The organism is Pseudomonas sp. AC532 (genome assembly GCF_979258965.1).
Genome location: NZ_OZ409888.1, coordinates 2,663,178 through 2,682,932, shown reverse-complemented (window position 1 = coordinate 2,682,932; position 19,755 = coordinate 2,663,178). Strand labels below are relative to the sequence as shown.

Annotated in this window: 21 protein-coding genes and 1 CRISPR repeat array; of the genes, 3 read left to right on the top strand and 18 right to left on the bottom strand. The window is 64.4% G+C overall.

All coding sequences use genetic code 11. The features are described from left to right. Positions 1-11: 11 nt before the first annotated feature. The 11 genes from ACZ0AV_RS12660 to ACZ0AV_RS12610 all read right to left on the bottom strand — a co-directional run bounded on the left by ACZ0AV_RS12660 (position 12) and on the right by ACZ0AV_RS12610 (position 9,344). Positions 12-335 (bottom strand): DUF3392 domain-containing protein, encoded by a 324-nt coding sequence (locus ACZ0AV_RS12660; RefSeq protein ID WP_499151349.1) that lies wholly within the window; start codon positions 333-335, stop codon positions 12-14. A gap of 79 nt (positions 336-414) precedes the next feature. Continuing rightward, entirely contained in the window at positions 415-1,554 is a 1,140-nt protein-coding gene (gene hemW, locus ACZ0AV_RS12655) for a radical SAM family heme chaperone HemW (RefSeq protein WP_499151348.1), read from the bottom strand. A gap of 157 nt (positions 1,555-1,711) precedes the next feature. After that, positions 1,712-2,305, bottom strand: coding sequence for an RdgB/HAM1 family non-canonical purine NTP pyrophosphatase (rdgB, locus tag ACZ0AV_RS12650; protein WP_499151347.1), 594 nt, complete (start codon positions 2,303-2,305; stop codon positions 1,712-1,714). Beyond that, positions 2,302-2,706, bottom strand: coding sequence for a DUF4426 domain-containing protein (locus tag ACZ0AV_RS12645; protein ID WP_499151346.1), 405 nt, complete (start codon positions 2,704-2,706; stop codon positions 2,302-2,304). The genes rdgB and ACZ0AV_RS12645 overlap by 4 nt, the downstream gene beginning before the upstream one ends. 11 nt (positions 2,707-2,717) lie before the next feature. After that, on the bottom strand, positions 2,718-3,338 hold the full coding sequence (gene metW / locus ACZ0AV_RS12640; RefSeq protein ID WP_499151345.1) for a methionine biosynthesis protein MetW: 621 nt from the start codon (positions 3,336-3,338) through the stop codon (positions 2,718-2,720). A 2-nt stretch (positions 3,339-3,340) separates the two neighbouring features. Next, on the bottom strand, positions 3,341-4,480 hold the full coding sequence (gene metX, locus ACZ0AV_RS12635; RefSeq protein ID WP_499151344.1) for a homoserine O-succinyltransferase MetX: 1,140 nt from the start codon (positions 4,478-4,480) through the stop codon (positions 3,341-3,343). A 117-nt stretch (positions 4,481-4,597) separates the two neighbouring features. Continuing rightward, complete coding sequence (locus tag ACZ0AV_RS12630) at positions 4,598-6,580, bottom strand: dynamin family protein (protein ID WP_499151343.1); 1,983 nt, start codon at positions 6,578-6,580, stop codon at positions 4,598-4,600. A gap of 109 nt (positions 6,581-6,689) precedes the next feature. Next, the gene (locus tag ACZ0AV_RS12625) at positions 6,690-6,986 is read right to left on the bottom strand and encodes a DUF167 family protein (RefSeq protein ID WP_499151342.1); all 297 of its coding nucleotides are present in this window, start codon (positions 6,984-6,986) and stop codon (positions 6,690-6,692) included. A gap of 214 nt (positions 6,987-7,200) precedes the next feature. Then, positions 7,201-7,791 carry a YggT family protein gene (locus ACZ0AV_RS12620; protein ID WP_499151341.1) on the bottom strand — a complete coding sequence of 197 codons (591 nt, stop codon included), beginning with the start codon at positions 7,789-7,791 and terminating at the stop codon, positions 7,201-7,203. Positions 7,792-7,802: 11 nt separating this feature from the next. Further along, a complete protein-coding gene (gene proC, locus ACZ0AV_RS12615; protein WP_499151340.1) occupies positions 7,803-8,621 on the bottom strand; it encodes a pyrroline-5-carboxylate reductase in 819 nt (272 codons plus the stop codon). 36 nt (positions 8,622-8,657) lie between these two features. Continuing rightward, on the bottom strand, positions 8,658-9,344 hold the full coding sequence (locus ACZ0AV_RS12610) for a YggS family pyridoxal phosphate-dependent enzyme (protein ID WP_499151339.1): 687 nt from the start codon (positions 9,342-9,344) through the stop codon (positions 8,658-8,660). A gap of 136 nt (positions 9,345-9,480) precedes the next feature. Between ACZ0AV_RS12610 and ACZ0AV_RS12605 the strand changes: the two genes are divergently transcribed. Together ACZ0AV_RS12605 and ACZ0AV_RS12600 are read left to right on the top strand one after the other, a co-directional pair. Next, the gene (locus ACZ0AV_RS12605) at positions 9,481-10,515 is read left to right on the top strand and encodes a type IV pilus twitching motility protein PilT (RefSeq protein WP_499151338.1); all 1,035 of its coding nucleotides are present in this window, start codon (positions 9,481-9,483) and stop codon (positions 10,513-10,515) included. Positions 10,516-10,611: 96 nt separating this feature from the next. Beyond that, on the top strand, positions 10,612-11,757 hold the full coding sequence (locus ACZ0AV_RS12600) for a PilT/PilU family type 4a pilus ATPase (protein ID WP_499151337.1): 1,146 nt from the start codon (positions 10,612-10,614) through the stop codon (positions 11,755-11,757). Between the two features lie 47 nt (positions 11,758-11,804). Next, positions 11,805-12,852: a CRISPR direct-repeat array (repeat unit 28 nt; unit sequence TTTCTGAGCTGCCTACGCGGCAGTGAAG). A 190-nt stretch (positions 12,853-13,042) separates the two neighbouring features. Here the strand turns inward: ACZ0AV_RS12600 and ACZ0AV_RS12595 are convergent. Both ACZ0AV_RS12595 and ACZ0AV_RS12590 read right to left on the bottom strand, forming a co-directional pair. Continuing rightward, on the bottom strand, positions 13,043-13,897 hold the full coding sequence (locus tag ACZ0AV_RS12595) for a TIGR03915 family putative DNA repair protein (RefSeq protein WP_499151336.1): 855 nt from the start codon (positions 13,895-13,897) through the stop codon (positions 13,043-13,045). Next, positions 13,897-15,108 (bottom strand): putative DNA modification/repair radical SAM protein, encoded by a 1,212-nt coding sequence (locus tag ACZ0AV_RS12590; RefSeq protein WP_499151335.1) that lies wholly within the window; start codon positions 15,106-15,108, stop codon positions 13,897-13,899. The genes ACZ0AV_RS12595 and ACZ0AV_RS12590 overlap by 1 nt, the downstream gene beginning before the upstream one ends. A 134-nt stretch (positions 15,109-15,242) precedes the next feature. Here ACZ0AV_RS12590 and ACZ0AV_RS12585 point away from each other — a divergent pair, with 134 nt between their 5' ends. Continuing rightward, a complete protein-coding gene (locus tag ACZ0AV_RS12585) occupies positions 15,243-15,647 on the top strand; it encodes an NINE protein (protein ID WP_499153356.1) in 405 nt (134 codons plus the stop codon). 90 nt (positions 15,648-15,737) lie between these two features. Here the strand turns inward: ACZ0AV_RS12585 and ACZ0AV_RS12580 are convergent, their stop codons facing one another. From ACZ0AV_RS12580 to ACZ0AV_RS12560, 5 genes are read right to left on the bottom strand one after another with little or no spacing between them, the layout of a single operon-like run. Beyond that, complete coding sequence (locus ACZ0AV_RS12580) at positions 15,738-17,009, bottom strand: dihydroorotase (RefSeq protein WP_499151334.1); 1,272 nt, start codon at positions 17,007-17,009, stop codon at positions 15,738-15,740. Beyond that, positions 17,009-18,013 carry an aspartate carbamoyltransferase catalytic subunit gene (locus ACZ0AV_RS12575; RefSeq protein WP_499151333.1) on the bottom strand — a complete coding sequence of 335 codons (1,005 nt, stop codon included), beginning with the start codon at positions 18,011-18,013 and terminating at the stop codon, positions 17,009-17,011. The genes ACZ0AV_RS12580 and ACZ0AV_RS12575 overlap by 1 nt, the downstream gene beginning before the upstream one ends. Then, positions 18,010-18,531 (bottom strand): bifunctional pyr operon transcriptional regulator/uracil phosphoribosyltransferase PyrR, encoded by a 522-nt coding sequence (gene pyrR / locus ACZ0AV_RS12570; RefSeq protein WP_499151332.1) that lies wholly within the window; start codon positions 18,529-18,531, stop codon positions 18,010-18,012. Before pyrR ends, ACZ0AV_RS12575 begins: the two co-directional genes overlap by 4 nt. A gap of 27 nt (positions 18,532-18,558) precedes the next feature. Beyond that, positions 18,559-19,002: a Holliday junction resolvase RuvX gene (ruvX, locus tag ACZ0AV_RS12565; protein ID WP_499151331.1), complete on the bottom strand. Its 444-nt coding sequence runs from the start codon at positions 19,000-19,002 to the stop codon at positions 18,559-18,561. After that, positions 19,002-19,571, bottom strand: a complete 570-nt coding sequence (locus tag ACZ0AV_RS12560; RefSeq protein ID WP_499151330.1) for a YqgE/AlgH family protein — start codon at positions 19,569-19,571, stop codon at positions 19,002-19,004. The genes ruvX and ACZ0AV_RS12560 overlap by 1 nt, the downstream gene beginning before the upstream one ends. Positions 19,572-19,755: the final 184 nt, after the last annotated feature.

Genomic DNA, 19,755 nt, shown 5'->3' with positions numbered 1-19,755 from the left:
GCCGTTGCCGCCTAGCTGCGGTCAGCCAGCACGCCGATCAGGAACATCACCACCAGCAGCACGGGCGCCAGCGTGTAGTTGTTGAAGTGGCCGAGCACCTGGGTCAGCAGCGGCGTCAGGTAGACCAGCGCCAGCCCGTAGCCGACCACGCAGACCGCCACGAATATCAAGGTGCGCAGCACGAAGTTCAGGCTGCCGATGCGACCCTGTATCCAGGCGTTGATGGCCGGGCCGAAGAGCACCAGCAGGGTGGCCATGAGCCCCAGGGAAATCTCGCTGAGGTGCCCGCGACTCCAGCGTGACACGGTGGCGATCAGGTCCAGCACATAATCCATGGTTGCTCCTTGGGCATGACGATTGAATCCTGCTGCCTGGGATCACGCGCTACGCCTTTGGTTCGATGGCACCGGCGATTCAGGGTAGAAAGTACTGCAGCAGGTCGTTGAGAAACAGTTGCCCCTCACGAGTGGCGACCAGGCGCGCTGGGTCGTCCAGCAGCAGGCCGCGGCGCTGCGCCTGTGCACGCGCGTCGGCCAACTGCTCGAGGGGCGTGCCGGTGCGCTGGCTGAACAGCGCCGCGCTGCAGCCATCGCTCAGGCGCAGCACGTTCATCAGGAATTCGAACGGCAGTTCCTCGGTGCTGAGCAGGCGCTCACCGGCGCTGTAGCGCTTGGCTGGGTCCAGATAATCCTTCGGCAGGCGGGTTTTCCAGGTGCGGCTGATGCGGCCGTCCGGCGTGCTCAGCTTGCCGTGGGCGCCAGCGCCGATGCCGAGAAAGTCGCCGAAGGTCCAGTAGTTGAGGTTGTGCCGTGCAGCGCGACCGGCTTGCGCGTAGGCCGAGACTTCGTACTGGGCGTAGCCGTGTTCGGCGAGCAGGGCCTGGCCGGCTTCCTGAATGTCCCACAGGGTATCGTCTTCCGGCAGCACGGGCGGCTGGTTCCAGAACACCGTGTTCGGCTCCACCGTCAGTTGGTACCAGGACAGGTGCGTCGGCGCCTGGGCGATGGCGATGCGCAGGTCGCCGAGGGCGTCGTCCAGAGACTGATCCGGGAGGCCGTGCATGAGATCCAGGTTGAAGTTGTCGAAGCCGGCTGCGCGAGCCATGTCGGCGGCGCGAATGGCTTCGTCGCCATCATGGATACGTCCCAGGGCCTTGAGTTTTTCGGCCTGGAAGCTCTGCACGCCGATCGACAGCCGATTGATACCCAGGCGCCGGTAAGCCGCGAATTTTTCCTGCTCGAAGGTGCCCGGGTTGGCTTCCAGGGTGATCTCGATATCACTGGCGAACGGGATGCGCCGCTCCACGCCTTCCAGCAACCGGCCGAGGGCCTTGGCGGAAAACAGGCTGGGTGTGCCGCCACCGAAGAATATCGAGGTCAGCGGCCGGCCGTACGCGTGCTGCAGGTCGCCATCGAGGTCAGCAAGGAGCGCGTCGACATACGCCTCTTCCGGCAGGGTCGGGCCGGCGGCGTGGGAGTTGAAATCACAGTAGGGGCACTTGCGCACGCACCAGGGAATATGGACGTACAGGGCCAGAGGGGGCAGCTGGAACACAGGCGTTGGGTCACGGCGGGTGGGTGCGGGGCGCTATCGTGGCACGAGTTGGGCGAAGCGCCAATTTTCGTGGACGAAACGCCTGTGGGTCAGGCTGTGTGAAAACTGCTGCGCTCGGCCATGTTGCGTTAAAACCCAGCCTGGCGAGCGGCAGGCGTCAGAGCCCCAGGCGCTGCTTGAGCAGCGCCATGGCGATGGCGCGGTGGCTGAGCTGGTTCTTCTCGGCAGAGGGCAGCTCGGCGCTGGAGCACTGGCGTTCCTCGACCCAGAACAGCGGGTCATAGCCAAAGCCGTGCTCGCCGCGTGCTTCGTGCAGGATGCGGCCGTGCCAGAGGCCTTCGCAGAGGATCGGCAGCGGGTCGTCGGCATGCCGTACCAGGGCCAGGCAGCAGACGAACTGGGCGCCGCGCTCGGCGTCGGGTACGTCCTTGAGGGCTGCCAGCAGCTTGGCGTTGTTGGCGGCATCACCCAGGCCATCGGCGTAGCGGGCCGAATAGATGCCCGGCGCGCCGCCGAGGCAGTCGACCGCCAGGCCCGAGTCGTCAGCCAGCGCCGGCAGGCCGGACAGCCGCGCCGCATTGCGCGCCTTGAGGATGGCGTTCTCGACGAACGACAAGCCGGTTTCCTCCGGCTCCACCTGGCTGAACTCACCGACCGAGCGAAGGCGCACACGGTCGCCGAGCATGGCTTGCAGTTCCTTGAGTTTGCCGGCGTTGTGGCTGGCGAGTACGAGTTCTGGGAAAGGCATCATGGCTCCGGAAAGAGTTCCTGGTTGAAGTCCAGGCGCTGGCCGTTCACCTGCAGGTTGAACAGCAGCACCTCACGCGAATCGATGGGGAACTGCGCCAGGTACGAAACGAAGTCGCCCTCGCGCCGTTCCAGGAAGGTCAGCGACTGGCCCTGGCCCAGCACGTTCTTCACCTCGCCGCTGAGCGTGGCAGAGGTTGACTTGCCTGCGCGCAGCACGCTGATGGTCAGTACGCCCAGCTTGGCGCTGCGTACCAGGCCGCTGGCCTGGGCGATCTGTGGTTGCAGGTAGCTGGCGTTGAAGGCGCTGTAATGCACCTGCAGGTCGCCGAGGCGTTGCATCCGCTCTGCGGCGCCGGCCGGCAGGCCCAGGCACAGCGCGACCAGCAGCACGATCAGGCGCATGTTCGACACGCTCAGGTGGCGATGCGCAGGTCGCGCGCATTGTGGCCGCTGATGCGGTAGATGCCGATCTCGCCCAGCAGGTTCGGCCAGGCGCGGCTGGCCCAGCCGTGGCGATGCTCGCGGTCGACTGCCAGGCGATCGAGCACCCGGGCGCTCTGTTGGTGGCAGAGGCGCTCGAAGTCCTCGAAGGTGCAGAAATGGATGTTCGGCGTGTTGTACCAGGTGTAGGGCAGGAAGTCCGACACCGGCATGCGGCCCTTGCTCGCCAGGTACCAGCGGCAGCGCCAGTGACCGAAGTTCGGGAAGGTGATGATGCACGTCTTGCCGACACGCAGCATCTCCGCCAGCACCTTGTCGGGAAAGTGCAGCGCCTGCAGGGATTGGGTCATGACCACCACGTCGAAGCTGTCGCTGGCGAAGTTGCCCAGGCCTTCGTCGAGGTTCTGCTCGATGACGTTGACGCCCTTGACGATGCACTGGGCGATCTTGTCCGGGTCGATTTCCAGGCCGTAGCCGCTGACCTGCTTGTTGGCCCCCAGCCAGGCGAGCAGCTCGCCGTCGCCGCAGCCCAGGTCGAGGACGCGGCTACCGGCAGGGATCCATTCCTGGATGATCTCTAGGTCGGCGCGCATGCTTACACCTCGATCCGTTTCATGTAACTGGCAAAGCCCTGCAGGTAGCGGGGAATCGGCATCAGGAAGGCGTCATGGCCCTGCGGTGCATCGATTTCCAGGTAGCAGACGTTCTTGCGGGCGGCGAGCAGGGCGTCGACGATTTCTCGCGAGCGGGCCGGCGAAAAGCGCCAGTCGGTGGTGAATGACATCACGCAGAAGTCCGCCTTGGCCTGGGCCAGGGTCTTGGCCAGATCGCCGCCGTGCTCGGCGGCCGGGTCGAAGTAATCCAGCGCCTTGGTCATCAACAGGTAGGTGTTGGCGTCGAAGCGCCCGGAGAATTCTTCACCCTGGTAGCGCAGGTAGCTCTCGACCTGAAACTCCACGCTGTGGAAATCGTAGTTGAGCTTCTCGTTCTTCAGGCCACGGCCGAATTTCTCGCCCATGGCGTCATCGGACAGGTAGGTGATGTGGCCGACCATGCGCGCCAGCATCAGGCCACGTTTGGGGATCACGCCCTGCTCCTGGAAGTGGCCGCCGTGGAATTCCGGATCAGTGAGGATTGCCTGGCGGGCGACCTCGTTGAAGGCGATGTTCTGCGCCGACAGCTTGGGAGCCGAGGCGATGGCCAGGCAGTGCCGCACGCGCTCCGGGTAGCTGATCGTCCACTGCAGGGCTTGCATGCCGCCCAGGCTGCCGCCAACCACTGCCGCCCACTGTGTGATGCCGAGCCGATCGGCCAGGCGCGCCTGGCTGTTGACCCAGTCTTCCACGGTCATCACCGGGAAGTCGGCGCCAAAAGGCTTGCCGGTCGCCGGGTTGAGGTCGGACGGGCCGGTCGAGCCGTTGCAGCCGCCGAGGTTGTTGAGGCTGACGACGAAGAAGCGGTTGGTATCCAGCGGCTTGCCGGGGCCGATGCAGCTGTCCCACCAGCCCGGCTTGCGATCATCGGGGCTGTGGTAGCCGGCGGCGTGGTGGTGGCCGGACAGCGCGTGGCAGATCAGCACCGCGTTGCTGGCGCTGGCGTTCAGCTCGCCATAGGTTTCGTAGGTCAGTTGGTAGTCGGCCAGGCTACGTCCGCAGGCCAGCGCCAGGGGCTCGGCGAAACGGGCGATCTGCGGCGTGACCAGGCCAACGGAGTCTTCAGGAAAAACAGTCGGCATCGACCCTGCTCGGATAATGAAAGGTGCGAAAGAAAGAGCAGCAGTCTAAAGAGCGCGCCGGTCAGCGGCAAGGCAAGCGCGCGTTGTGCATCGCAGCCGGTCGCCGCCCTGCCTTGCTCACTCGGCGAGGCCTTGGGGGCGCGCCATGCCCGGTAGCGTCACTACCTTGCCCTGGCGCTGGATCGGCGCCGGGCGGCGCATCACGCGCAGCATCTCGCCGGCCTGGGCCAGTTGCTGTTTCAGCTCTTCACCGTACTGCGCCAGTTGCTGGCGCCGCTGACGGCTGTTCTGGGTATCCTGGGCCAGTGCCTTGAGGCGCAGCATGTGGCCCTCGAGCAATTGCTTGTGCTCCAGGGTGTGCTGCATCAGCGGCGTCAGCGCCTCGTCGGCCCACTGCTCGGCGTCGCTGCGCAGGCGACGGTGCAGGCCAATGACCTCTTGCACCAAGGTGGCGAAAAAGCGCCGGCTAAGGCTGCGCTGCTCGGTCAGCAGGGTTTTCAGGCCCAGGCGGAAACGGTCGGCCTTGCGTTGCAGGTGGCGCAGTTCGCGCACGTAGCGCGCCAGCTCGAAGCTTGGCGCATCGACTGCCTGCAACGGGTTCTCCTGGTTATGGCGACGATAAATGGCATCGACCATGCGGTTGGCCATCTCGGCATCGTGGGACAGGCTGTGCAGGTCGTCTTCCACGGCGCCGAAGAATTGCAGGATGGACTGGTTGATGCCCAGGGTCGTCCAGCTGCCGGTGAGCTGACGGCGCAGCAGATGGAGGTGAGCGTCGAGCTTTTCCGGCCGCGCCGCGGCCTTGAGGCGCTCGCCCTGGTTGCGCAGCAGGCGCTGGTTGGTTTTCAGGGCCACCAGGCGCTTGTGGTGGACGGTGTGGTCGTCCTTGGTGCGGGCGGTCAGCTCCAGCAGCATCTGCCCGTTGTCCTGGCGGCGCTCGTCGAGCAGGCCGAGCTGTTCGTTGACCTTGGCCAGGCGCAGGCCGAGCACGTGCTGGCTGTTGTTGAGCATGGCCAGCACCTGGCGCACCACGCGCTCTTCGAGCAGGCGCTCCTTCTGCGCCACGATGCGCTCGCAGAGCAGCGACTCGAGGTTGGCCATCTGGCTGCGGGCGAGCAGGGCCGGATCCTTGCGCACCTTGGCGAGCAAGGCCTGCTTGGCGGAGAGCGGCAGGATGTCCTGGCTGTCGATACCCAGGTGGCGCGCCGCCTGCATGCGCACCCGGTCGATGGCGTTGGCCACGAAGGCGTCGCCGGCCAGGTCGTCCCACAGCACGTCGATCTTGTTCATGACGGCGAACAGGCAGCTCTGCGTGTCTTCGTCCAAGGGCTGCACGTGCTGTTGCCAGATGTCCAGGTCGCTGGCGGTGACGCCGGTATCGGCCGACAGCAGAAAGATGATCGCCTGGGCGTTGGGCAGCATCGACAGGGTCAGTTCCGGCTCGCAGCCCAGGGCGTTGAGGCCCGGCGTATCGAGGATGCGCAGGCCCTGGCGCAGCAATGGGTGATCGAAGTTGACGATGGCGTGGCGCCAGGCAGGCACCAGCACCTGGCCGGCCTTGTCGGTGCTTTCCAGGTTGTCCGGGTGAAAGCCCAGGCTGATGGCCTTTTCGACGGGCATGCGTTTGCTGGCTGCGACCTGTGCGAAGGCCTTGGCCATGTTGTCCGGGTCGCTGGTGTCCAGCGCGATGTTCACCCAGTGGCGTGGCGTGCGCTTGAACTGCGCCACGCTGGCCTCGGCGATGCGTGTCTCGATCGGCAGCAGGCGAATGTAGGGGCGTTCGGCGCCTGGGTCGTAGAGGATCTCGGTCGGGCACATGGTGGTGCGCCCGGCCTGGGAAGGCAGCAGGCGCTGGCCGTAGTCGGAGAAGAACAGGCTGTTGATCAGCTCGGTCTTGCCGCGGGAGAACTCGCCCACGAAGGCCAGGGTGATGTGGTCGGTACGCAGTAGGCGCAGTGAGCGCTCCAGCCGCGCCTCGACACCTTCGCTGCTCAGCCGGTTGTGGGCCAGCCAACTGCGGTAACGGGTGATTTCGCGGACCAGCTCGCGCTTCCACGCGACGTAGGCATCTACCTGTTCACTGAGGCGTTCCATGCTCATGGGGATTTCCCTGACAGGGCATCGGGTAGCGATGCGCACTGCCGAGCATTATGCGAAGGGCGACGCGGGCGTCAATGGCCGCGCGCGCCGCAATGGCGCTGATGGTTGTTCAGGGGGCGCGAACGGTCAGGCCGAGCTCGGCTGGCAGCAGCCTTGGGGCCTGGATGCGCACGCGCTTGCTGCGGCTCTGCTGGCCGCTTTCCAGGCTGACCTGGCGCTTGGCAACGCCGAACGCCTCGGCCAGGAAGGCCAGCAGGTGGGCGTTGGCTTTGCCGTCCACCGGGGGCGCGGTGAGGCGAATCTTCAGGCGTTCACCGTGCAGCCCGGCGAAGGCATCGGCGCTCGCCCTGGGCTGCAGGTGCACATCGAGAATCAGCGCCTCGCCGTCCCAGCGATGGAAACCCATGGGCTTAGAACCTGTTCACTATCTTCCGCGCGTCGCATGCAGAACGTATCAAGGCGGTAGCGGCCGTAGGGTGGATGACGCTCTTTTCATCCACCATCGCGATCGCAAGGTTGGTGGACGGATGAAGCGTCGTCCACCCTACAAATGGCCTCTTTCGCCTTGTGGCTGTCTGTCAGGCAACCCTTGACTCTGGCTCGCTAAATCGTGAATAGGCTCAGATCGCCAGGCTCAGGCCGCTGAACATGCCGGTACTGACCGCCAGGTTGCGGATCACCAGCATGTCGATCAGGTTGAGGATCAGGAACGCCACGATCGGCGACAGGTCCAGGCCGCCCAGGTTCGGCAGGATGCGGCGAATCGGCATCAACAGCGGTTCGCAGATCTGGTTGACCAGCAGCGCCGCCGGGTTGTGCGTGCCCTGGGCGACCCAGGAAAGGATCACGCTGATGATCAGCGCGAAGAAGAACACCTTGAGCAGCAGGGCGGTCACGCCAATGAGCGACCAGACCAGAATCAGCAGCGGGTCGCCAACGCCGACGCCCATCAGCATCAAGGTCAGCGCCATCAGCACGTACTGCACGATCAGCGCGAGCACCAGCGACGCCAGATCCAGGCCGCCAAGGCTGGGAATGATGCGGCGCAGTGGCTTGAGCAGCGGGTGGGTGGCGCGCACGATGAACTGGCTGAGCGGGTTGTAGAAGTCCGCCCGCACCAGTTGCAGGATGAAGCGCAGCAGCACGATCAGCAGGTAGAAGCTGCCGATGGTCTGCAGGATGTAAACGGCAGCGGTGTTCAGACCGATCATTGATTGTCTCCTTATTGACCCAGTTGTTCGGCCAGCTCGGCCGAGCGATGGTCGGCGGCTTTGACGGCCTGCTCGACCAGCGCGTCGAAGCCGCCAGCCTGGAATGTCTTGATGGCCGCTTCGGTGGTGCCGGCCGGCGATGTCACGCGGCGGCGCAGTTCGGCGGCGTCCACATCACTGTTCAATGCCATCTGCGCAGCGCCGAGTGCTGTCTGCAGGGTGAGTTTGGCGGCGACGTCGCGGGGCAGGCCGAGCTTTTCGCCACTGGCGGTCATCGCCTCGATCAGCAGGAAGAAGTAGGCCGGGCCGCTGCCGGAGACGGCGGTCACCGCATCGATCAGTTTCTCGTCGTCCAGCCACACGGCCAGGCCGACGGCGCCGAGCAACTGCTCGGCCTGCTCACGCTGTTCGGCGCTGACCTTCGCGTTGGCATACAGGCCGCTGGCGCCCAGGCGCAGCAGCGACGGCGTGTTGGGCATGCAGCGCACCACGGCGCGAGGGCCAAGCCAGTTTTCCAGGCTGGCGCTGGTGATGCCGGCTGCGATCGACACGATCAACTGGCCGGCTTGCAGGTGCGGCGCCAGGTCGAGGCACACATCCTTCATCACCTGCGGCTTGACCGCCAGGACGATCACGTCGGCCTCGCGGCACGCCTCGGCATTGCTGGCCAGCACCTCGATGCCATGTTCCCGGACGATTTTTTCGCGCTGCTCGGCGCCGCGGTCGCTGGCGCGAATCGCTGTGGCCGGCAACCCCTGGGCGAGCAGGCCGCCGATCAGGCTGGCCGCCATGTTGCCGGCACCGATGAAGGCGATGCGGGGAGTGGTCATGGTGAGTTTCCTATCTAGAGAGTCGAGATCGGGGATTCAGGAGGTGCGGTAGTCACGTGCGCCGAACAGTGCCGTACCGATGCGCACCCAGGTCGCACCTTCGGCGATGGCCGCTTCCAGGTCGTGGCTCATGCCCATGGACAGCGTGTCGAGATCGAGGCTCAGGCCGTCCCGCAGCCCGCGCAGGCGGGCAAAGGCGGCACGTTGCGCGCTGACGTCATCGGTAGGCTCGGGAATTGTCATCAATCCGCGCAGGCGCAGGTTGGGCAGTTGTGTAACCGCCTGTGCCAGCGCCGCGAGCTCGTCAGGGTGGCAGCCGGACTTGCTGTCCTCACCGCTGACGTTGACCTGCAGGCAGATGTTCAATGGCGGCAGTTCGGCCGGGCGCTGGTCGCTGAGCCGTTGGGCGATCTTCAGGCGATCCACCGAGTGCACCCAGGCGAAGTGTTCGGCGATGGGGCGGGTCTTGTTCGACTGGATCGGGCCGATGAAATGCCAGGTCAGCGCCAGGTCAGCCAGCTCCTGCTGCTTGTCCAGGGCTTCCTGCAGGTAGTTCTCGCCGAAATCGGTCACGCCGGCCGCGTGCGCCTCGCGAATGACCGCGGCGGGCTTGGTCTTGCTCACCGCCAACAGGCCTATAGTGGCAAAATCTCGCTGCGAGGCTTGCGCCGCCTCACGGATACGCACACCGACCTTTGCAATATTCTCTGCTATCGTGGACATTACCTGCGCCTGCCGCCTGAGCGTTTCTGCGGGCTTGACGGTGGTCTCCGAAGGGCGTGCTAACGCAGCCGCATGGTGATCCCGCAAGGCCCCCTATCCTGAATTACGCGGCATTCTACCGTCATTAGGGAGTCCCATGGATATCACCGAGCTGCTTGCCTTCAGCGCCAAGCAAGGCGCGTCGGATCTGCACCTCTCGGCAGGCCTGCCGCCGATGATTCGGGTCGACGGCGACGTGCGCCGGATCAACCTGCCTGCCCTGGATCACAAGCAGGTGCATGCACTGATCTACGACATCATGAACGACAAGCAGCGCAAGGACTTCGAGGAGTTCCTCGAGACCGACTTCTCGTTCGAAGTGCCGGGTGTGGCGCGTTTTCGGGTCAACGCCTTCAACCAGAACCGTGGCAGCGGTGCGGTGTTCCGGACCATTCCGTCCAAGGTGCTGAGCATGGAAGACCTCGGCATGGGCGAGATCTTCAAGAAGGTCTCCGACGTGCCGCGCGGTCTGGTATTGGTGACCGGGCCGACCGGTTCGGGCAAGTCGACCACCCTGGCGGCGATGCTCGACTATATAAACAGCAACAAGTATCACCACATCCTCACCGTCGAAGACCCCATCGAATTCGTCCACGAATCGAAAAAGTGCCTGATCAACCAGCGCGAGGTTCACCGCGATACGCTGGGCTTCTCCGAAGCGCTGCGCTCGGCACTGCGTGAAGACCCGGACATCATCCTGGTCGGCGAGATGCGCGACCTGGAGACCATCCGCCTGGCGCTGACCGCCGCGGAAACCGGTCACCTGGTGTTCGGCACCCTGCACACCACCTCGGCGGCCAAGACCATCGACCGCGTGGTCGACGTGTTTCCTGCCGAAGAGAAGTCCATGGTGCGTTCCATGCTCTCCGAGTCGCTGCAGGCAGTGATTTCCCAGACCCTGCTGAAGAAGATCGGTGGTGGCCGGGTGGCCGCGCACGAGATCATGATCGGCACCCCGGCGATCCGTAACCTGATCCGCGAAGACAAGGTGGCGCAGATGTACTCGGCCATCCAGACCGGCGGCGCGCTGGGCATGCAGACCCTCGACGCCTGCCTGAAGACCCTGGTCTCCAAAGGCCTGGTCAGCCGCGATAGCGCCCGGGAAAAGGCCAAGACCCCCGAAAACTTCTGAGTCATGCCGGGCGACTCGCAGTCGCCCTCGCTCCTGGTAACCGGCGCAACCGCCCGGTAGCCGAACGTTGCTCCAGCGCATTGTAGGTAGGCACCCATGGAATTCGAAAAACTGTTGCGCCTGATGGTCGAGAAAGGCGGCTCCGATCTGTTCATCACCGCTGGCGTGCCACCGTCGATGAAGGTCAACGGCAAGATCATGCCGGTGACCAAGACGCCGCTGTCGCCGGAGATGACTCGCGAAACCGTGCACGGTGTGATGAACGAGCAGCAGCGCCGCGAGTTCGCCGAGAACCACGAGTGCAACTTCGCCATCAGCGCTCGCGGCATCGGCCGTTTCCGGGTCAGCGCGTTCTACCAGCGCAACCTGGCCGGCATGGTGCTGCGCCGCATCGAAACCAACATCCCGACGCTCGATGACCTGAAACTGCCGGAAATCCTCAAGAAACTGGCCATGACCAAGCGTGGCCTGGTGCTCTTCGTCGGTGCCACGGGTACCGGCAAGTCCACCTCGCTGGCGGCGATGATCGGCTTCCGTAACAAGAACAGCAGCGGCCATATCATTTCCATCGAAGACCCGATCGAGTACATCCACCAGCACCAGAGCTGCATCGTCACCCAGCGTGAAGTGGGCATCGATACGGACTCTTTCGAGGTGGCGCTGAAGAACACCCTGCGCCAGGCGCCGGATGTCATCCTGATTGGCGAGGTGCGCACCCGCGAAACCATGGATCACGCCGTGGCCTTCGCCGAAACCGGGCACCTGTGCCTGGCCACCCTGCACGCCAACAACGCCAACCAGGCGCTGGACCGGATCATCAACTTCTTTCCGGCGGATCGGCAGAACCAGGTGTGGATGGACCTGTCCCTTAACCTCAAGGCCATCGTCGCCCAGCAACTGATCCCCACGCCAGACGGCAAAGGCCGCCGCGCGGTGATCGAGGTGCTGATCAACACGCCACTTGCGGCCGACCTGATCCGTAAAGGGGAAGTGCACGAGCTCAAGGGCCTGATGAAGCGCTCGACCGAGCACGGCATGCAGACCTTCGACCAGGCGCTGTACAACCTCTACAGCCAGGGCGAAATCACCTATGAAGACGCCCTGCTGTATGCCGACTCGGCGAACGACCTGCGCCTGATGATCAAGCTGGGCTCGGAAACCGACGGCGAGCACCTGACCAGCATGGCCCAGGGCCTGGCCCTGGAAGTTACCGACGAAGATCCCGGTCGGCGCTTCCGCTAACCATGACGCGGCCCGCAAGCGATAGCGGGTCGCGGGCTTCTTGAAGGTTAATTGGCTGCCTACGCGGCAGTGAAGCGCTGCATGACCGTGTCGGCCAACGCCTGCGATTTCTGAGCTGCCTACGCGGCAGTGAAGAAGATCGACAAGCTGCGCGAGATGGCGCCGAATTTCTGAGCTGCCTACGCGGCAGTGAAGCCAGTGCGGCCACGTCCTGCTCACCGCTTACATTTCTGAGCTGCCTACGCGGCAGTGAAGGTCGCGGTCGATCTGTTCGCGGCCGCTATGAATTTCTGAGCTGCCTACGCGGCAGTGAAGGTCCAGGCAGCGGTCGGAATCGTCCGCCTTCATTTCTGAGCTGCCTACGCGGCAGTGAAGGATGCGCGGATGCCCTGGCTCATGACGGCCATTTTCTGAGCTGCCTACGCGGCAGTGAAGCTTGTCGGCACGATCAACGATCTGCTCGACCATTTCTGAGCTGCCTACGCGGCAGTGAAGCGACGTCCTGCGCAGCCGGCTAAGCGGCCGTGTTTCTGAGCTGCCTACGCGGCAGTGAAGAGTGCTCTGAAAAACTTGAGGTGTCCGATCTCTTTCTGAGCTGCCTACGCGGCAGTGAAGATGCTGCTCCCGGAAGAGCGTGCGGCTGTTCTTTTCTGAGCTGCCTACGCGGCAGTGAAGCCCATGAGGTTTCGATTCGAAACTTACCGAAATTTCTGAGCTGCCTACGCGGCAGTGAAGTGCTTCATTTGCTATTCGCTGATATGTCTGCTTTTCTGAGCTGCCTACGCGGCAGTGAAGGAGGAGACAATTGCAGGCCTGCTTACCTGGCATTTCTGAGCTGCCTACGCGGCAGTGAAGGCCGATTTCAGGGTTGCATTCCATCACGCACATTTCTGAGCTGCCTACGCGGCAGTGAAGTTTCCTACGCCCTACTTGGAAGCCCTGCTGCATTTCTGAGCTGCCTACGCGGCAGTGAAGCTGGCGGGCACGACATTCCGGGATTTCTACAATTTCTGAGCTGCCTACGCGGCAGTGAAGCAGGTGGCGCAACTGGAACCGGCGGGGCCACTTTTCTGAGCTGCCTACGCGGCAGTGAAGACCCAATAATGTCGTCCATGATGGCTCCAGGTGGAATCATGGCGGTTTAACATCTTTCCTCGCCTTTGCCGACCCTCTTCTTGTACACGGCTCCACTCACTGCAAATCGACGGGTTGGAGGCAAGTTGAAAAAGGGGATACTGGTTTTTGCTGCAGGGCAGATGAAAGCCTGACCTATCGTGCCTCGGGCTCACGGCCGTACCGGTAGCACTTTGTGCGCATCTGCCTGGATGCGTTTGCCAGGTCTGGCGGCGACCGTCTGGGCCTGTCCGTCGACCTGGGCGCCGGCCCGGGCCTGGCTCATCAGCCTGGGAATCAGCGGGCCTTCTGGCAGGTTGCGCCAGAAGCGCACCGGCATGTTGGTTTCCAGTACGCTGCGGTTGAGTCGCGCCGGGTTGAAGGTGCTGCCGTAGTAGGCCAGCCACATCGCTTCGTTTCGGTCGTCGGTGGCCTGCGCCAGTTGTTGCCACTCGGGTGGGCAAGGGGCGATGTGATGCAGGTGTTCGCCGTCCCAGTAGACGCCGTCGTCGGGTGTGGCGATCAACCAGGTCTGGCGGCCCAGGCGGTCGGCGAAGTGCCCCGATGCGCTGGCCAGAATGTCGTGCGCCGGTTCGTGCCAGGCCACCAGTTGCGGGCCCCCGACGCTGGCATCGCGAGGTTTGAAGCGCAGGAAAGCATGCAGGTGATGGGCTTCGCGGCGCACGGCCTTGAGGCGCATGTGCAGCTCGCTGCCGTCGGCATCGCCGGCGAGCATCGCCGCGTGGTCACCCTGGGCCACGCGCCAGAGGATGCGGTATAGCAGGGCCCAGCGGCCGTCACAGCGAAAGCGCGCGGCGCATTCCAGTTGCTCGAGCAGTTGCCGTGGCACCCTGACCGGGCGCGGACAGGTGGTCGTTGGCTCGGGTTCGTCCAGTTGGGCGAACAGGTCGTCGGCGTGCTGGCCGTCCTGCCAGCTCAGCTGATGGGGCGCCAGGCCGCGTTGCAGTTGGCGGCGAGCGGCGTCCCGCCAGCCGGCAAAACTGCCGTCGAAACGCACCGGATGCATCACCACAGGCCCATTTGGCGTGGCGCCTCGCTCAGTTGCTGACGGATGACCAGGGATTCGCGGGTCGCCTGCACCGGTCGGTAATCCTGGGTAACGATGAATGGCTTGGCCTTTTCCAGGGCGCAGCGCAGGCGACCTACATCCTCGAAGCGAATGCGTTTCTGCCTGCGCAGCGCCACCAGGCGCTGGGCGCTGAGTACGCCAATGCCGGGGATCCGCGCGATCAGGCTGACATCGGCGCGATTCAGGTCGACGGGAAAGTGCTGCCGGTTGTTCAGCGCCCAGGCCAGTTTGGGGTCGATGTCCAGTGCCAGGTTGCCAGGCCCTTCGAGCAATTCGGCAGCCTTGAAACCGTAGCCCCGCATGAGGAAGTCGGCCTGGTACAGGCGATGCTCGCGCAACAGGGGCGGCGCTTCGAAGGGCACGCTCTTGGGGCTCTGTGGGATCGGGCTGAAAGCCGAGTAGTAGACGCGCTTGAGGCGAAAGTCGCCATACAGCGACTGGGCGGTGTGCAGGATGGTGCTGTCGTCGGTGGCATCGGCGCCGACGATCATCTGCGTGCTCTGGCCGGCAGGCGCGAAGGCGGGCGCGCGTTTCTCGCTGCTGGCTTCTTCGACGCCGTTGCGAATGGTGCCCATGGCCAGCTTGATTGGCGCCACGCTCTTTTCCGGCGCCAGACGAATCAGGCTGCTTTCGGTGGGCAGCTCGATATTGACGCTCAGGCGATCGGCATATCGGCCTGCCTGGGCGATCAGTTCTGGCGATGCATCGGGAATCGTTTTGAGGTGGATGTAGCCGCGAAAGGCGTGTTCTTCACGCAGTAGCTTGGCGACTCGTACCAACTGTTCCATGGTGTAGTCGGCCGAGCGGATGATGCCGGAGCTGAGAAACAGCCCGCTGATGCAGTTGCGCTGGTAAAAATCCAGGGTCAGCGTGACCACTTCCTCGGGTGTGAAGCGTGCACGTGGCACATCGCTGGAGCGTCGGTTGACGCAGTACTGGCAGTCGTACAGGCAGAAATTTGTCAGCAGAACTTTCAGCAGCGCGACGCAGCGGCCATCCGGGGTGAAACTGTGACAGATGCCCATGCCGTTGGTGGCGCCCATGCCGCTCTGGCCCTTGGAGCTGCGCTTGGGGGCGCCGCTGCTGGCGCAGGACACATCATATTTGGCGGCGTCGGCGAGTACCGTAAGCTTGTCGATCAATTCCATGGTCAAGATTCGATAGCTGTATTTATGTACAGTATTCGGCAAGCCTGACCGACATGCAAGGTCGGCTCGTCGCCCACGGTGAAACCTGCGGCGCGGTTATCGATCAAAACGGTTTATGTACCTTTCTGGAGTACCTGATGCAGCGTCCTGACACCCACAGCAAGATCATTGGCTACCTGTTATGGATATTCGGCTTTCTCGGCGCGCACCGTTTCTATTACGGCAAGCCGGTAACCGGCACCATCTGGTTCTTCACCCTGGGATTGTTCTTCATCGGCTGGATCATCGACCTGTTTCTGATCCCGGCAATGGACCGTGAGGCGGACCTGCGCTTCACCGCCGGGCGAACCGATTTCAATGTCGCCTGGATCCTGCTGACCTTTCTGGGCATCTTTGGCGTACACCGGATGTACCAGGGCAAATGGATCACCGGGATTATCTACCTGTTCACCGGCGGGCTGTTTCTGGTCGGTGTGCTGTACGACTTCTGGACGCTGAACACCCAGGTGTCGATCAAGAATGCGCAGCAGCGTTATTGAGCCGATGGCGCGAGGGGTAAGCGGCGCCGATAGCCGTTGCAGGTATCGGCGCCGAGAGAGTGTGCAGACCGCTGGCTGGAGGTTGCCGGCTCACGCCTGATAACTGAGGTGACCGTCGACCAGCGTGTAGCGCACCTGGCCGGGCAGGCAGTGGCCCAGGAATGGACTGTTGCGGCCTTTCGAGTACCAGCTTTCGCCCGCCACCGTGGAGGCTTGCGGGTCGAACAGCAGGATGTCCGCCGCACCGCCGACCTGCAATTGGCCGGCGGGCAGGCGCAGGGCCTGGGCTGGGCCGCTGCTCAGGCGGGCGAGCAGGGTGGCCAGGTCGAGCAGGCCGTCCTGCACCAGGGTCATGGCCAATGGCAGCAGCAGCTGTACACCGCTCATGCCCGGCTCGGTCTCGCCGAAGGGCGCCAGCTTGGCGTCCCGCTCGTGGGGCTGGTGGTGGCTGGAGATGGCGCTGATCACGCCGCTCTTCACTGCCTCACGCAGGCCGTCGCGGTCGGCGCGGGTGCGCAGGGGCGGTTGCACGTGGTAGAGGCTGGAGAAGTCGATCAGCGCCTCGTCGGTGAGAATCAGCTGGTACAGCGCCACGTCGGCGGTCACCGGCAGGCCGCGGGCCTGTGCGTCGGCGATCAACTGGGCGCCGCGGGCGCTGGTCAGCTGGCTGAAGTGTGCGCGCACACCGCTCTGCTCGACCAGCAGCAAGTCGCGCGCCAAGGCCACGGTCTCTGCCGTTTCCGGAATGCCGGACAGGCCGAGGAAGCTGGCGGTGGCGCCTTCATGTGCCAGGCCGCCTTCGGCGAGGTCGTGATCCTGGGAGTGGAAGATCACCGTCAGGTCGAAGGTCGCCGCGTACTCCAGCGCGCGGCGCAGAGTACGGGCGTTGCGAAAATTGTTCAGGCCGTTGCCGAACGCCACGCAGCCGGCGTCGCGCAGGGCGACCAGTTCGGCGAGTTGTTCACCGTCGAGCCCCTTGCTCAGGGCGCCGATGGGAAACACCTTGGTGTGCCCGGCTTCGCGGGCGCGGTCGAGGATCAGTTCTGCGACCGCCGAGGTGTCCAGCACCGGTTTGGTGATCGGTGGGCAGCACAGGCTGGTGACGCCGCCGGCGGCCGCTGCCAGGGTTTCGCTGGCGATGCTGCCCTTGCGGCTGTAGCCGGGCTCGCGCAGGGCCACGGACAGGTCGACCAGCCCGGGCGCGGCGATCAGCCCTTGGGCGTCGAGGGTCTGGTCGGCCGTGAAGCCGGTGGGGGCCTGGCCGATGGCGCTCAGCTTGCCGCCTTCTACATACAGATCGGCGACTTGATCCAGGCCGCTGTTCGGGTCGATGACGCGAGCGCCGAGGATTCGGGTACGCATCAGTTGTGCTCCTCGGAGTTGAGTTGTCGTTGCGCGTTCTGGCCGCTCATGGCCATGGACAGCACGGCCATGCGGATGGCGATGCCGTAGGTGACCTGATTTAGAATCACCGATTGCGGACCGTCGGCCACTGCCGACTCGATCTCGACGCCCCGGTTGATCGGCCCCGGGTGCATGACCAGCGCATCCGGCTTGGCCAGGGCCAGGCGTTGCTCGGTGAGACCGAACAGGCGGTAGAACTCGCCTTCGCTGGGCAGCAGGCCGCCGGTCATGCGTTCGCGCTGCAGGCGCAGCATGATCACCACATCGACATCCTTGAGGCCTGCGGTCATGTCGCTGTAGACGGTTACGCCGTATTGCTCGATGCCCACCGGCAGCAGGGTTTTTGGGGCAATCACGCGGATGTCCGGGCAACCGAGGGTTTTCAGCGCGAGCATGTTCGAGCGTGCGACCCGCGAATGCAGGATGTCGCCAACGATGGCCACCGACAGGTTTTCGAAGCCGCCCTTGTGGCGGCGGATGGTCAGCATGTCGAGCATGCCCTGGGTCGGGTGCGCGTGGCGGCCGTCGCCGCCGTTGATGATCGCCAGGTTAGGGCACACGTGCTCGGCGATGAAGTGCGCGGCGCCTGATTCCGAATGGCGCACCACGAAGATGTCGGCGGCCATGGCTTCCAGGTTGCGCAGCGTGTCGAACAGCGTCTCACCCTTGCTGGCCGAGCTGGTCGACACGTTGAGACTGATGACGTCGGCCGACAGGCGCTGGGCCGCCAGCTCGAAGGTGGTGCGGGTGCGCGTGGAGTTCTCGAAGAACACGTTGCACACGGTCTTGCCGCGCAGCAGCGGGACTTTCTTGACGGCCCGGGCGCCGACTTCGATAAACGAGTCGGCGGTGTCGAGAATTTCCGTCAGCAACTCGCGGGGCAAACCGTCGAGGGACAGGAAATGGCGCAGCTGGCCTTGGTCATTGAGTTGCAGCGGTCGCTTGGCATCGATCGGGGTCATTGCGCACGGCCTTGGTCGGAGAGCGTCTGGAGTTCGAGGGTGAAGGGCGCGGGGCCGGACAATTTTACCCGTTGGTCGGCAGCCAGCGACAGGGTCGCGCCGACCACGTCGGGGCGGATCGGCAATTCTCGGGCATCCAGTTCGAGCAGGCTGACAAGGGTCACGCTGGCCGGGCGACCATAGTCGAACAGCTCGTTGAGGGCCGCGCGGATGGTGCGCCCGCTCATCAGCACGTCATCGATGAGCACCAGGTGTTGGCCTTCGATCTCGAAGGGCAGCTCGGAGGGCTGAACCTGTGGGTGCAGACCGTTCTGGGTGAAGTCGTCGCGGTAGAAGGACACGTCAAGAATGCCCAGCGGTTCATCGCGGCCCAGCTGCTCGAGCAGCGCCTGGGCCACCCACACGCCACCAGTGCGGATGCCGATGAAGCGCGGCTCGGCAATCTGCCGCCGGTTCAGGTGGCTGATCAGTGAGGACGCCATCTGCGGCAGCAGTTCGGCAGGGTTGGGTAGGCTCATCGAAAGCTCCTTGTGGCCAAGGCTGGATCAGCCCGGGCTGTTCTCTTCCAGCCAGCCTTGCAGCAACAGGGCGGCAGCCAGGGCGTCGACCGGGCGCTGGCGGTAGCCGCTGGTCTGGCCCTGTTGCAGGCGTTCGCCCTTGGCGGCGTAGGTGGTCAGGCGTTCATCGTGGGTGAAAACCGGCAGGTTGAAGCGGCCGCTGAGGCGGCGGGCGAACTTTTCCGCACGCTCGCTCATGTCGCTCGGTGTGCCGTCCATGTTCAGCGGCAGGCCAACTACCAGCGCGTCAGGCTGCCATTCGCGCAGCAGCGCCTCGACCTTTTGCCAGTCCGGCACGCCGTTCTGCGCCTTGAGAATGCACAGCTCGCGGGCAGAGCCGGTGATGGGCTGGCCAACCGCGACACCGATCTGCTTGGTGCCGTAATCGAAGCCGAGAAGCAGGCGCAGCGCCTTGCCGCTTGCCTCGGCCATCAGGCGTGCCCTGCCTGAGCGGTGAGCAGGTTGAGGTTGATACCGAGCAGTGCGGCGGCGGCGCCCAGGCGCTGGTCATACGGCGTTTCGAAGAGGATCGCCGGGTCAGCCGGGCAGGTCAGCCAGGCATTATCGGCCAGCTCCGCCTCCAGCTGGCCCGCGCCCCACCCCGCGTAACCCAGGGCGATCAGGTGCCTGGCCGGGCCGATACCCTCGGCAATGGCGAACAGCACGTCCTGGGAGGTCGACAGACCCAGGTCGCCGAGGTCGACGGTCGCCTGGAACTGCGGGCCGCTGGGGTGCAGCACGAAGCCGCGATCGGTCTGCACCGGCCCGCCGCTGAAGATCGGCAGGCTCTGGCAAAGCACGGAAGGATCGCTGTCGGGGCGCAGTTGTTCGAGCACGTCGGCCAGGTTCAGGCCGTTGGGGCGGTTGATCACCAGCCCCATGGCGCCTTCGTCACCGTGCTCGATGAGGTAGATGACGGTATGCGCGAAATTCGGATCGGCCATGTGCGGCATGGCGATCAGAAAGTGATGTTTGAGGATGCTCGGGGTGGCGTCTTTCATGGGCGATAGCTTAACAGGCTGTTGAAGAACTACCTACGTTGCCGCGGTGACTAAAGACCGTCTGGGGGCGAGCGCTGTGCAACCTGTAAACCTCGCATTCTTCCAGGCCTGCCGCGTTTCGGCCTTGCCTGCGTTGCCTTCGCCTTGGGCAGCCTGTAGGCGGCTGCCTCATGCAGCAGACTCG